This is a genomic window from Amycolatopsis sp. NPDC043885 (assembly GCF_056435685.1).
The window spans coordinates 323,507-335,455 of record NZ_JBWKEA010000006.1 but is presented as its reverse complement, the minus strand read 5'-3'; the positions used below and the strand labels follow the sequence as shown (position 1 = coordinate 335,455).

Here is an 11,949-nt window from a genome sequence, read left to right as displayed (position 1 = left end):
GGTGCCGCCGGTGTCGGCGCGGGTGTGTGGGGTGGGGGAGCTGTCGGGTGTGTGGCTGGGGGTGCCGCCGGTGTCGGCGCGGGTGTGTGGGGTGGGGGAGCTGTCGGGTGTGTGGCTGGGGGTGCCGCCGGTGTCGGCGCGGGTGTGTGGGGTGGGAGAGCTGTCGGGTGTGTGGCTCGGGGAGGCGCCGCTGTCCGCCCGCGTGTTCGGGGCGGGCGAGCCGCCGGTGTCCGCGCGGTTCGGGCTGGGCGAGCCGCCGTCGGACGCGCGGTTCGGGGTGGCGGAGTCGCCGGGAGAGTCACCGTCGGGCCGGGTGTGCGGTGCCGACGTGTCGGAACGGGCTGTGCTGGGGGAACCATCACCGCCGGCGGAGTTTCCGTCCGAAGTGGACGGTCCGTCGCCGCTACGGTTGGGGGAGCCGCCGTCGGAGCGGGTGGACGAGCCGCCACCGTCACCACCGCGGGTGGTGTTCGACGGGGTGTCTCCGCTGGACCCGCCGTTCGAGCCGGAATCACCTGAACCGCTGGTGTCTCCGCCGGAGCCGTCGTTCGGGCCGCTGTTGGTGTCGCCGGAGTTGCCCCCGGAGTTGTCGCTGTTGGAGCCGTTGCCGGACCCGTCGCCGCTGCCGGAACCGGAACCGGAACCGTCGCCGTCCGGGCCGTCGCCGGAGCCCGAGCCGCCACCGCCGGTCCCACCGGATCCGCCGCCGCTGCCACCGCGCTGGATGAACCCGCCCGGCTTGATGTTCTTGGTGTTGATCACGTCCAGGCCGGTGACCTTGCCCGCGATCTTGCCGAAGATCTTGATGATCTTCTCGAAGACGTCGGCCAGCTTGCCCAGCAGCGGTGAGACCCGCCGCATCGCGTCGCAGAGTTCCTTGAGCTTGTCGGCGATCTTCGCGGCCCACTTGGCGATCGCGGTGACGGCCTGCGCGACCACCACGGGCGTGCCGAAGCCGAGGGAGAACACCGTCTCCATGACCCACGCGATGAGCTTGCCGACCGCGTCCGCGATCAGCTGGCGGATGAACTCGCGGACGAACGCGACGATCTCGCCGAAGATCATCACGACGGTGCTGATCGCGCCCGCGACCGTCGCCGCGCCGCTGATCGCCTCGGCCTGTTCCGCGGCCTGCTTGCGGTACTGGTCGGCCGCGTCGCCCGTCCAGCCGGAAGTGCCGTTCTTGACCGCGTTCGAGAACTCGACCTGGGTGTCTTCCAGTTTCTTGGCGACGTTGCCCCAGGTTTCGGAGTACGACTGGATGACCGGCGGATCGCCGGCGACGGCGTCCAGCATGTCCTTCAGCGGCTGCATGTGTTCCATCAGGAACGACGCCACCGACGACATCAGGTAGCCGAACGGGTCGATCGCGGCGCTGGCCATCTCGCCGGCGAGGCTCAGCACGCCGAGCCCGCCACCGATCCAGTCACCGTTCGAGATGCCGTTGAAGGCGTCCATGGCCGACTCGGCGACGCCGATGCCCGCCGCGTAGCCGTACTCGCTGTTCCCGGCCGTCAGCGGTCCGGGGCCGTCGCCATCGGTCGGTGCGTTCGCGACGAGCGGGTTTCCCTCGGGCATCAGTCAGGCACCTGCACGTTCTTGAATTCGGCGGCGAAGTTCTCGTCCTGCGTCTGGTAGGCGTTCGACGCGGACCGCACGTTGTTCGCCACCGTCGTCGCGGCCTCGACGGCCTTGGTCAGCGCGTTGATGCCGAACTCCTCGACCGGGTCGAGCATCATCCGGAACGGCTGGCAGATGATGCCGTACGCGTCGGTCGGCATGCTCACCTGCTGCGCGGCGTCGACCGCCGTGCGCAGGCCGTCGGCGATGCCGTCGATCTGCTTGGCGTGCGCGTCGAGGTCGGCGCCGAGCTCATACCCCTTGCCTGCCATGGTTTCTCCCCTCTACCAGGCCGGATGGACGTCTACGAAAGGATGCTGCCGCCGAAGTCGTCGTCATCGTCGTCCTGCGTGCGGCGGCGGCGCGGGATCGGCTTCGGCTGAGGCGGATTCTGGGGCGGATTCTGGGGCGGACTCGCCTGCGAGGACGGCGGCTCTTCTTCCTCCGGGCCGAAGCGGTGGTGCCGCTCGGGTTCCGGCGGTGCGAGGTTCTCCTCCGGCGGGGCTTCCGGGAAGGTGCTCTGCGCTTCCGCGATCACCCGGTTCGCCGTCTCGTCGGTGGTTCCGACCGTCTCGGCCATCGCCGCCTGCAGCAGCTCCGGGATCCGGGACTGCGCGAGCTGGACGAGGCGCATGACCTGCGACGAGACCTCCGCCATCCGTTTGCCGCTCGCGGCTTCGGAGATGACCAGGTTCGTGAGCAGGCCCTTCGAGTCGATCGTGACCTCGATGGTGTTGTCCTTCGACCGCTCGGTCACGGTCTGGCCCTGCATGCGTGCGGCCATCGCCTGATAGCGCGCGGCGGTCTCCTGGATCTGCTTCGTCCAGTTGTCCACCATTCGTTCGCTGGCGTCGACGTTGTCCGGCATCGGGACCCTTCCAAAGCTGCATGCTGACGTCTTCACACTGACGGTCCGAAGACGCCACCGGTTCCGGTGTGCTCGAAGTTGCGTCGAACAGCCTAGTGCTCATCCGATGTACCACTCAGGCACGACAAAGTCGGCCCCATCACGCAGCGAAAGGGCCCCTCACCGCACGAAGTGCGATGAAGAGCCCTTTCACGCCTGCGAACTGCCGGAGTCAGAGATTGCCGCGGCGCTCCTGCTCACGTTCGATGGCCTCGAACAGGGCCTTGAAGTTGCCCTTGCCGAAGCCGAGCGAACCGTGTCGCTCGATGAGCTCGTAGAACACGGTCGGGCGGTCGCCGATCGGCTTGGTGAAGATCTGCAGCAGATAGCCGTCCTCATCGCGGTCGACCAGGATGCGGTGCGCCTTGAGCGTCTCGATCGGCACCCGGACCTCGCCGATCCGCGCGCGCAGCTCCGGGTCGTCGTAGTAGGAGTCCGGGGTGTCGAGGAACTCGACGCCCGCGGCGCGCATCGCGGTCACCGTCGCGACGATGTCGTTGGTGGCCAGCGCGATGTGCTGGCAGCCCGCGCCGCCGTAGAACTCGAGGTACTCGTCGATCTGCGACTTCTTCTTGGCGATCGCCGGCTCGTTGAGGGGGAACTTGACGCGGTGGTTGCCGTTGGAGACCACCTTGCTCATCAGTGCCGAATACTCGGTCGCGATGTCGTCGCCGACGAACTCCGCCATGTTCACGAAGCCCATGACGCGGTGGTACCAGTCGACCCAGTAGTCCATCTTGCCGAGTTCGACGTTGCCGACGCAGTGGTCGACGGCCTGGAACAGCCGCTTCGGCGCGCCTTCCGGGCGGACGACGCTGCTCTCGCGCGGCTCGTAGCCGGGCAGGTAGACACCGGTGTACTTCGACCGGTCGATCAGCGTGTGGCGGGTCTCGCCGTAGGTCGCGATCGCGGCGATGCGCACGGTGCCGTGCTCGTCGGAGACGTCGTGCGGCTCCTCGAGGACGGTGGCGCCCTGCGAGCGGGCGTGTTCGATGCACCGGTCGACGTCGGCGACCTCGAGCGCGAGGTCGATGACGCCGTCGCCGTGGCGGCGGTGGTGGTCGAGCAGCGGGGAGCCGGGCTTGACGCCGCCGGTGATCACGAAGCGGGCCGAGCCCGACTTCAGCACGAACGACTTGCGCTCGAAGTTCCCGGTCTCGGGGCCGGAGTACGCGACGAGCCGCATGCCGAAAGCGACCTGGTAGAACCACGCGGTCTGCGTGGCGTTGCCCGCGATGAACACCACCGCGTCCATCGACTTCACCGGGAAGGGGTCGGTCGAAGAGTCGTGATCGACGAGGCCGACGAGCTGACGCAGCTGGTCGTAGCTCACGTCGTCAAGAGCACCCTGGGGTTCCACTGTGTGCGTCATGCCCTGAAGCATCCGAGCGCGTGACAAAATGCGCAACGGTCAAAGATTTCACTGCGCACTATGTCCAGTCGAAGGCCGGATGTCGCAGTCAAAGTGGACAACCTGCGTAGGAGGTAAGGCCGATGTCGGAAGCACTCGACGCGCTGGACGCGCGGCTACTGCTCTTGCTCACCGACTCGCCCCGGCTCGGTGTACTCGAATGCGCCCGCCGTCTCGGCGTCGCGCGGGGCACCGTGCAGGCGAGGCTGGACCGGCTGACCGAACGCGGGATCCTCGGCGGGTTCCCGCCCGAACTCGACCTCGCGGCTATGGGGTACGGCCTCACCGCGTTCGCCGTCCTGGAGATCGCGCAGGGCCGCCGGGCCGCGGTCGCGGAGGCGCTGGCCGCGATCGACGAGGTGTGCGAGGTCTACGCGACGACCGGCCAGGGCGACCTCTTCGTGCGGATGGTGGCGCGCAACAACGACGACCTGCAGCGTGTGGTGGACGAGGTGGTCGGCGCGCCGTACGTGCGGCGGACGTCGACGTCGATCGCGTTGTCGACGCCGGTTCCGCCGCGCGTACGGCCGCTGCTGGAACGGCTGGCGAGGAGCTAGCCCACCTGGCTCAGGTACCGCTTCGCCGACCGCTGGACCGCCTCGTGCCCGTCGGTGCGGATGATCGCGTCCCACCAAGCGCCGTAGATCGCCTCGAACTCGTACGGTTCGAGTATCTCGGCGGCGCGCCGGACGACCTCGGGACGTTCCGGGATCAGGTTCGGATAGCTGTACATCATGCCGACGAAACGGCGGTCGGGGATGACCTGCAGGATGTCGCCCGAGAGCACCGCGCCGCGGCCGTTCTCGCCGTCCGGCCAGTGCAGTACGGTCCCGCCGGCGAAATGCACGCCGAGGTTGATCAGCCGCAGGTCGGGGGCGACGTCGAGGGTCGCGCCGCTCCACAGCTTGATCGCCGGATCCGGCCTGCCGATCCATTGCTGGTCGCCCTCGTGCAGGTAGACCGGCACGTCGAAGGCGTGGGCCCACTCGACCATGGTGGTGTAGTAGTGCGGGTGGCTGATCGCGATGCCGGTGATCCCGCCGAGTTCGCGGACCTTCGCGACCAGATCGTCGTCGATGTAGCCCGCGCAGTCCCACAGGAAGTTGCCGGATCCGGCCTTGACCAGCAGAGCCCGCTCGCCGATGGCGAAGTTGGGTGTGGATCCGACCCCGATGAGGCCGGGTCCCTGCTCCTCGACGCGAGCCGTGTACGTCCCGCTCGCGCGGACGGTGTTCAGATCGGTCCACCGTTGTCCGGCCTGCGGGATGTACTGACGTTCGTCCTCGCAGATCGGGCAGTCGGACCTGGGTTCCGCGTACTGCATGCCGCAGGCGACGCAGATCGGTAGCTCGCTCATGATTCCCTCCAGAATTCTCCGGAGGTCACGCTAACGGCTCATATGCGTGCCCGGCCATATCGGGCCGGGTGACGCCGAAGAGGCGCCGCCCGCATCCAACTCGCGTTGTGTGCGGAGGGCGCCCCTTCATCGAGTTCCCTGGGCCTTCGGCTCAAAAGCAGCGCGCGGAGGCTCACTTGCCGGTGTACGGCACGGCCTTGACGAGCGTCACCTTCTGGATGCTGCCGTTGGGCAGCTCGTACTCGCGGGTCTCGCCCTCTTTGGCGCCGAGCAGCGCCTTGCCGAGCGGGGACTCCGGCGAGTAGACGTCCAGGTCGCCCTCGGTGCCCTCTTCACGGGTCGCCAAGAGGAAGTTCTCGTCTTCGTCGTCACCGTCGTAACGCACGGTGAGGACCTTGCCCGGTCCCGCGCTGCCGTCGTTGGCGGGCGGCTCGCCCACCTTGGCCGAGCGGAGGAGCTCCTGGAGGTGGCGGATGCGGGCCTCGTGCTGGCCCTGCTCTTCACGGGCGGCGTGGTAACCGCCGTTCTCCTTGAGGTCGCCCTCTTCCCGGCTGTCGTTGATCTTCGCAGCGATGACCGGGCGGAGCTCGATGTAGTGGTCGAGTTCCTGCTTGAGCCTGTCGTAGGCATCCTGGGTCAGCCAGGTCACCTTTGTGTCGCTCACGGTCACCATCTCCTAGTAGGGCCTGCCAGGCTTGGGTGTACAAGCCGGCCACCGGACCGGCATGGCGCGCCGGCCTGGCTGAGATAAAGGAAAAACACGGCCCGTCTTGGGCCGTGCCGGTAGATCAGAGTAACACGGCGCGAGGCATCGCCGCCGGTGGAATTCGGTCGCGCCTCGGCGTTGGGCGCCGGTTTCACCCCGTTGGCCGCTATGGCCTTGACAGGTACCGTGGTACGTCGTATGAGCACCCGAAGATATCAGCCGTGACCGGCCTTCCGATGCTCTTGATGGTGGTTGTCACCCTGCTGTTCTTCGAACCGGGCTGAATCAAGACCTCTTTACGGCCGCTTTCGGCCCCCGCCTTGTCGCGGACCCGGACCACGCACACGCCAGGCCGGTTCACATCGTCCCTGGTCACGTTGATGGTGATCTCCATCGCGTCGCCCGGCTTCTCGTCGAACGAGACGCGCTCGCCCTCGATGGGCGCGCTGCCGAAGTTCGTGTACGCGACATAGGTGATTCCGCCGCTGACCAGCAGCGCGACCAGGCCGAACACCAGGCGCCGCCAGCGCGCGGGCTTCGCGGCGCGAGTCTTGCCGTAGCGGTCCTCGGGCACGTCCGTCCGGGTGCTTTCCGCGCTGGGAGCATCCTGTCCCGTGCTCAACCCGGGCCTCCGGTAGGTCTCGTCGTGCTCGCAGGGACAATGGGGTCGTATGCGAGTGGTTCCCCTCGAGTATCCGCGCCCGGCCGGGCAGGCCGTCAGGCAGGGTCTGGAGGGGAATAGGGAACGAGAAGGGGACGTTCGGAGCATGGTGTCAGCCGATGAACCGCCGAAGTCACGCCTCCGCCTGATGGCGGTGCACGCGCACCCCGACGACGAGTCGAGCAAGGGTGCCGCCACCATGGCCAGGTACGCCGCCGAAGGGCACGAGGTCATGGTCGTGACCTGTACCGGCGGCGAAGCGGGCAGTGTGCTGAACCCGGCCATGGACCGTCCCGACGTACTGGCCAACATGACCGAGATCCGCCGGGAGGAGATGGCCCGCGCGGCCAAGATCCTCGGCGTGAGCCACACGTGGCTCGGGTTCATCGACTCGGGCCTGCCCGAGGGCGACCCGCTTCCCCCGGTCCCCGAGGGGTCGTTCGCGGTCATCCCGCTCGAAGAGTCCACCGGCGCGCTGGTGAAGGTCATCCGCGAGTTCCGCCCGCACGTGATCGTCACCTACGACGAGAACGGCGGGTATCCGCACCCCGACCACATCCGCACGCACGAGATCTCGGTCGCGGCCTTCGACGCTGCGGGCGAGGCGGAGCGGTACCCGGACGCGGGCGAGCCGTGGCAGCCGATGAAGCTGTACTACGTGCACGGGTTCTCGCGCGCCAGGATGACCGTGTTCCACGAGGGCCTGCTCGCGCGCGGCCTGGAGTCGCCGTACGAGGAGTGGCTCAAGTCGTGGGACCCGGAGAAGGCCGACGTCATGGAGCGGGTGACCACCCGCGTCGAATGCGGCGACTACTTCGAGCAGCGTGACGAGGCCCTCAAGGCGCACGCCACCCAGATCGACCCGAACAGCCGCTGGTTCGCCGTCCCCCGCGACCTGCAGCGCGAGGTCTGGCCGACCGAGGAGTACGAGCTGGTCCGCTCACTGGTGGACAGCACCCTGCCGGAGGACGATCTGTTCGCCGGCTTGAAGGAGGGCTAGATGAGTTTCGTGGTGCCGGCGTTCGCCGTCGTTCCGGTGACGGTGTCGTCGCAGTTCCTGGCGCAGCAGCCCGGCAACGGCGACAACGGCGGCCAAGGTGAGGACTTCGGCAAGTCGTCGCCGGTGGGTTTCCTGATCCTGATCCTGTTCCTGATCGCCGTCGCGCTGCTGGTGCGGTCGATGACCAAGCACCTGAAGCGGGTTCCGGAGAGCTTCGACGAGCCTGCCGCTCCGGCGGAGGAGGCTCCTGAGGATCCGAAAGCCGACGCGGAGGAGTCTGCGGCGAAGGCCGAGAAACCGACCGCCAAATCCGACTGACGCTCGTGAGTGGTAAGGACGGTTCTAACCGTCCTTACCACTCACGAGCGAAAGCGCGTCAGAGGCGCGGGTCGACCGGATCCGACTCCAGTGCCAGCACGGCGAACACGCACTCGTGCACCCGCCACAGCGGTTCCCCGCGCGCCAGTCGCTCCAGTGCCTCCAGCCCCAGCGCGTATTCGCGTGACGCCAGGGCCCGCTTCCGGTTCAGCCCGCGTTTACGCAGCCGCTCCAGGTTCTCCGGCAACGTGTAGTCCGGCCCGTAGATGATCCGCAGGTACTCCCGCCCGCGCACCTTCACTCCCGGCTGCACCAGCCCGCGCGCGCCGCGCGTCAGGTTCGCCGCCGGTTTGACGACCATGCCCTCGCCGCCCGCGCCGGTCAGGTCCAGCCACCACTCGACGCCGCGAGCCACCGACGCCGGGTCAGTGGTGTCCACGACCAGAGTCCGCGTGCGCGTGAACAGGTCGCCGGTGAGCCGGTCCAGCAGTGAAAGGTGCCAGTCGTGCGGCCGGTCGTGGTACGCGCGTCCCTCCGACGCCAGGATCTGGAACGGCGCCAGCCGGACGCCGTCGAGGTCGTCGGTCGGCCAGCAGTAGCGCCGGTACGCCCGCCGGTACGCGTCCACAGTGGACTCGCGCACCCGTGTCCGCTCCATCAGGTCCGACACGTCCACCCCACGAGCCGCGGCCGCGTCCAGCGAGGCGACGGCGGCGGGCAGCACGGCTTGGGCCGCCGCGCCGACGGCCGCGTACTGACCCGAGATCAGCGACCCCGCTTTCGCGCTCCACGGCAGCAGTTCCGTGTCGAGCAGCAGCCAGCCGGTGTCCAGCTCCTCGAACAGTTCCGACGCCGCTTCCCGCACACCGGCGAGCAGCCGCGCGTTCTGGTCCGGGGTGAAGAACGGCCGCCCGGTGCGGGTGTACACCGCGCCCGGACCTTGGATCCCGAACCGCGCGGGCGCCACGTCGTCGTCACGGCACACGAGCACGACGGCCCGCGAGCCCATGTGCTTCTCTTCGCACAGGACGTGGTCGACACCCGCCGCGCGGAACTCGGCGAAAGCCTCCTCGGGATGTTCGAGGTAGCCGTCCGTGGCGGACGTCGAACACGGCGCCATGGTCGGCGGCAGGTACGGCAGCCAGCGCGGGTCGACGGCGAAGCGGCTCATCACCTCGAGCGCCGCCGCCGACTGTTCGGCGGAAACCCCGACCCGGCCGTGGTGCCGCGTCTCGATGATCCGCTTCCCGGTGACGTCGCCCAGTTCCAGCACCGCCGGTTCGCGTCCGCCCAGCGGCCGCGCCGGTTCGAGCGGGCGTGACGGCTCGTACCAGACCTTCTTGGCCTTCACCGAGACGACTTCCCGCTCCGGGTAACGCAAAGCGGTCAGCTCGCCGCCGAAGACGCAGCCCGTGTCGAGACACATGGTCCCGTTGATCCACTCCGGTTCCAGCGTCGGCGTGTGTCCATAGAGGACCATCGCCTTGCCGCGGTAGTCGCGCGCCCACGGCAGCCGCACCGGCAGGCCGTATTCGTCGGTCTCACCGGTGGTGTCGCCGTACAGCGCGGTGCTCCGGACCCGGCCGGACGCGCGCCCGTGGAACTTCTCGGGCAGGCCCGCGTGCGCGACGACAAGGTCGCCGCCGTCGAGGACGTAGTGCGCGATAAGGCCTTCGCAGAAAGCGTGCGCCTTCGCGCGGAAGTCCTCGTCCTGTGCGGCAAGCTGTTCCAGCGACTCCGCGAGACCGTGCGTCGTCTTGACGTTGCGCCCGTTCAGCGCGCGGACCAGTTTCTGCTCGTGGTTCCCGCAGACGACCAGCGCGCTGCCCGCCTCGGCCATCGCCATCACCCGGCGAAGCACCCCCGGCGTGTCGGGGCCGCGGTCGACGAGGTCGCCGACGAACACCGCGGTCCGGCCTTCCGGGTGCACGCCGTCGACGTAACCCAGTTCGGTGAGCAGTTCGTCCAGTTCCTCCCGGCAGCCGTGGACGTCGCCGATCACGTCGAACGGCCCGGTCAGCTCGCGGCGGTCGTTGCGCAGCGGCTCGACGACGATCTCCGCTTCGGCGACCTCGGCTTCGCTCCGCAACACGTGCACGCGACGGAAACCCTCGCGCTCCAACGACTTCATCGAACGATGCAGCTCGCCGCGCTGACGCCGGACGACGTGCTCGCCGAAGTCGCGGTCGGGCCTGGCCGCGTTGCGTTCGTGGCAGACCTTCACGGGCAGATCCAGCACGATCGCCGTCGGGAGGACGTCGTGCTCCTTCGCCAGCTTCAGCAGGCTCGCCCGGGACGCGCGCTGGACGTTCGTCGCGTCGATGACGGTGATCCGGCCCGCTTCGAGCCGTTTCGCCGCGACGTAGTGGAGCACGTCGAAGGCGGCGGCCGACGCGCTCTGGTCGTTCTCGTCGTCGGCCACCAGACCTCGGAAGTAGTCGCTGGACAACACCTGCGTCGACGCGAAATGCGTCCGCGCGAAGGTCGACTTGCCGGAGCCGGAGGCGCCGACGAGCACGACGAGGGACATGTCGGGGATGGTCAGTTTCATGCCACGGCCTCCTTTCGAGACGTGAAGACCGCCATTTGGGTCGGCGGTCCTGATTCCTGGGACTCCTGTCCCACCGGCAGGTGGCGGACGTCGTAGCCGTGTCGTGCCGCGACGCCTTCGGCCCATGAGCGGAACTGCTCGCGTGTCCATTCGAAACGGTGGTCGGCGTGCCGGAACCGGCCTTCTCCGAGGAATTCGAAGTGCCGGTTGTACTCGGCGTTCGGCGTCGTGACGAGCACGGTCCGCGGCGCGGCGACACCGAACACGGCGTGCTCCAGCGCGGGCAGGCGCTCCTCGTCGACGTGCTCGATCACCTCCATCAACACGGCCGCGTCGTATCCGGCCAGCGACGGATCCGCGTACGTCAGCGCGGACTGCTTCAGGGTGATCCGCGTCTTGTCCTTCAGCCGCTTTTCGGCGATGTCGAGCGCGCTCGCGGACACATCGACGCCGACGATCTCGGTGAACGACGGCTCCTTCTGCAGCACCCGCAGCAGCGCGCCACCACCGCAGCCGAGGTCGAGCACACGCCGCGCGCTCGCCGCCCGGAGTGCCGCGAGCACACTGCCCTGGCGCTGGACGGCCAGCGGCTCTGGCCGGTCCGGCAGCTCGGTGACCAGGGCCTCGGCTTCGGCCGGCACGTCGTCCGCCTCGGCGAGTCGGGCGAGCGCGTACGAGACGATCGGGCGCCGTCGTTCGAGGTACCTGTTGGTGATCAGGTCGCGTTCCGGATGCCCGGCGAGCCAGCCTTCGCCGACTCGCAGCAGCTTGTCCGCTTCGTCCTGGCCGATCCAGTAGTGCTTGTCGCCGTCGAGCGCGGGCAGCAGGACGTACAGGTGCCGCAACGCGTCGACGACGCGCTGGGTGCCGGTCAGCTGGAGATCGACGTAGCGGGAATCGCCCCACTGCGGGAATTCGGGATCGAGCGGGATGGCCTTCGTTTCGACCTGCCAGCCGAGAGGTTCGAACAGCTTGTGGACGACCTCGGCGCCGCCGCGCGCGGTCAGCGACGGCACGCGGATCTCCAGCGGGAGCCGCTCGTCGGCCAGCTCCGGCCGGTTCGCGCACCGGCCCGCCAGCGCCGTCGTGAAGACCGCCCGCAGCGCCACCGCCAGATACGAGCCGCCCGCGTACGGCCGGTCGTTGACGTACTGGGTCAGCGACGTGCCGCCCCCGCGCACGAGCTCGACCGGGTCGATCTCGACCAGCAGCGCGACGGTGCAGCGCTCGTCGGACGCCTCGGGGTAGAAGACGTGCGCCGTTCCGGCCGAGAGCGTGAAGGACTGCGCCTTCTCCGGATGCTTGTGCAGGAGAAAGCCCAGGTCGGTGGCGGGGTTCCGAGTGGTCGTCATGGTCAAGAGCACCGGATGAGTGTCGCGCAGAAGGCCGTTCTGCGCGCCCGCTTTTCCGCGTGCGAC

12 protein-coding genes are annotated in these 11,949 nt (G+C 68.7%); 3 read left to right on the top strand and 9 right to left on the bottom strand.

The features are described 5' to 3' along the window. The 4 genes from AC069I_RS21020 to hppD form a co-directional block, all read right to left on the bottom strand. On the bottom strand, nucleotides 1-1,578 hold a 1,578-nt coding region (locus AC069I_RS21020), incomplete at its 3' end, for a WXG100 family type VII secretion target (RefSeq protein ID WP_478266220.1). Then, nucleotides 1,578-1,892, bottom strand: coding sequence for a type VII secretion target (locus AC069I_RS21015; RefSeq protein WP_378435661.1), 315 nt, complete (start codon nucleotides 1,890-1,892; stop codon nucleotides 1,578-1,580). The genes AC069I_RS21015 and AC069I_RS21020, both read right to left, overlap by 1 nt. Nucleotides 1,893-1,924: 32 nt before the next feature. After that, nucleotides 1,925-2,488, bottom strand: coding sequence for a YbaB/EbfC family nucleoid-associated protein (locus tag AC069I_RS21010; protein WP_478226226.1), 564 nt, complete (start codon nucleotides 2,486-2,488; stop codon nucleotides 1,925-1,927). 211 nt (nucleotides 2,489-2,699) lie between these two features. Next, nucleotides 2,700-3,899 (bottom strand): 4-hydroxyphenylpyruvate dioxygenase, encoded by a 1,200-nt coding sequence (gene hppD, locus AC069I_RS21005; protein WP_478226227.1) that lies wholly within the window; start codon nucleotides 3,897-3,899, stop codon nucleotides 2,700-2,702. 122 nt (nucleotides 3,900-4,021) lie between these two features. Here hppD and AC069I_RS21000 point away from each other — a divergent pair, with 122 nt between their 5' ends. Then, on the top strand, nucleotides 4,022-4,495 hold the full coding sequence (locus AC069I_RS21000; protein ID WP_478234746.1) for an Lrp/AsnC family transcriptional regulator: 474 nt from the start codon (nucleotides 4,022-4,024) through the stop codon (nucleotides 4,493-4,495). Here the strand turns inward: AC069I_RS21000 and AC069I_RS20995 are convergent. From AC069I_RS20995 to AC069I_RS20985, 3 genes are all read right to left on the bottom strand, one after another. Next, nucleotides 4,492-5,295 carry an MBL fold metallo-hydrolase gene (locus AC069I_RS20995; protein WP_478266219.1) on the bottom strand — a complete coding sequence of 268 codons (804 nt, stop codon included), beginning with the start codon at nucleotides 5,293-5,295 and terminating at the stop codon, nucleotides 4,492-4,494. The genes AC069I_RS21000 and AC069I_RS20995 overlap by 4 nt on opposite strands. Nucleotides 5,296-5,467: 172 nt before the next feature. After that, nucleotides 5,468-5,968 (bottom strand): transcription elongation factor GreA, encoded by a 501-nt coding sequence (gene greA, locus AC069I_RS20990; protein WP_016337198.1) that lies wholly within the window; start codon nucleotides 5,966-5,968, stop codon nucleotides 5,468-5,470. Nucleotides 5,969-6,167: 199 nt separating this feature from the next. After that, entirely contained in the window at nucleotides 6,168-6,623 is a 456-nt protein-coding gene (locus AC069I_RS20985) for a DUF4307 domain-containing protein (protein WP_478226230.1), read from the bottom strand. Nucleotides 6,624-6,768: 145 nt separating this feature from the next. Between AC069I_RS20985 and mca the strand changes: the two genes are divergently transcribed. Next, entirely contained in the window at nucleotides 6,769-7,662 is an 894-nt protein-coding gene (gene mca, locus AC069I_RS20980) for a mycothiol conjugate amidase Mca (protein ID WP_478226231.1), read from the top strand. Further along, nucleotides 7,663-7,980 carry a hypothetical protein gene (locus tag AC069I_RS20975; RefSeq protein ID WP_340687086.1) on the top strand — a complete coding sequence of 106 codons (318 nt, stop codon included), beginning with the start codon at nucleotides 7,663-7,665 and terminating at the stop codon, nucleotides 7,978-7,980. Between the two features lie 58 nt (nucleotides 7,981-8,038). On the opposite strand, the gene AC069I_RS20970 is transcribed toward AC069I_RS20975, so the two are convergent. Beyond that, a complete protein-coding gene (locus AC069I_RS20970; protein WP_478266218.1) occupies nucleotides 8,039-10,531 on the bottom strand; it encodes a polynucleotide kinase-phosphatase in 2,493 nt (830 codons plus the stop codon). Next, a complete protein-coding gene (locus AC069I_RS20965; protein ID WP_478226233.1) occupies nucleotides 10,528-11,895 on the bottom strand; it encodes a 3' terminal RNA ribose 2'-O-methyltransferase Hen1 in 1,368 nt (455 codons plus the stop codon). Before AC069I_RS20965 ends, AC069I_RS20970 begins: the two co-directional genes overlap by 4 nt. Nucleotides 11,896-11,949: the final 54 nt, after the last annotated feature.

What these genes read in the sequence shown, in the direction of transcription:
- AC069I_RS20995 (WP_478266219.1), bottom strand. Translation starts at nt 5,295, where the DNA reads ATGAGCGAGCTACCGATCTGCGTCGCCTGCGGCATGCAGTACGCGGAA.
- AC069I_RS21015 (WP_378435661.1), bottom strand. Translation starts at nt 1,892, where the DNA reads ATGGCAGGCAAGGGGTATGAGCTCGGCGCCGACCTCGACGCGCACGCC.
- AC069I_RS20975 (WP_340687086.1), top strand. Translation starts at nt 7,663, where the DNA reads ATGAGTTTCGTGGTGCCGGCGTTCGCCGTCGTTCCGGTGACGGTGTCG.
- hppD (WP_478226227.1), bottom strand. Translation starts at nt 3,899, where the DNA reads ATGACGCACACAGTGGAACCCCAGGGTGCTCTTGACGACGTGAGCTAC.
- AC069I_RS20970 (WP_478266218.1), bottom strand. Translation starts at nt 10,531, where the DNA reads ATGAAACTGACCATCCCCGACATGTCCCTCGTCGTGCTCGTCGGCGCC.
- mca (WP_478226231.1), top strand. Translation starts at nt 6,769, where the DNA reads ATGGTGTCAGCCGATGAACCGCCGAAGTCACGCCTCCGCCTGATGGCG.
- AC069I_RS21010 (WP_478226226.1), bottom strand. Translation starts at nt 2,488, where the DNA reads ATGCCGGACAACGTCGACGCCAGCGAACGAATGGTGGACAACTGGACG.
- greA (WP_016337198.1), bottom strand. Translation starts at nt 5,968, where the DNA reads ATGGTGACCGTGAGCGACACAAAGGTGACCTGGCTGACCCAGGATGCC.
- AC069I_RS21000 (WP_478234746.1), top strand. Translation starts at nt 4,022, where the DNA reads ATGTCGGAAGCACTCGACGCGCTGGACGCGCGGCTACTGCTCTTGCTC.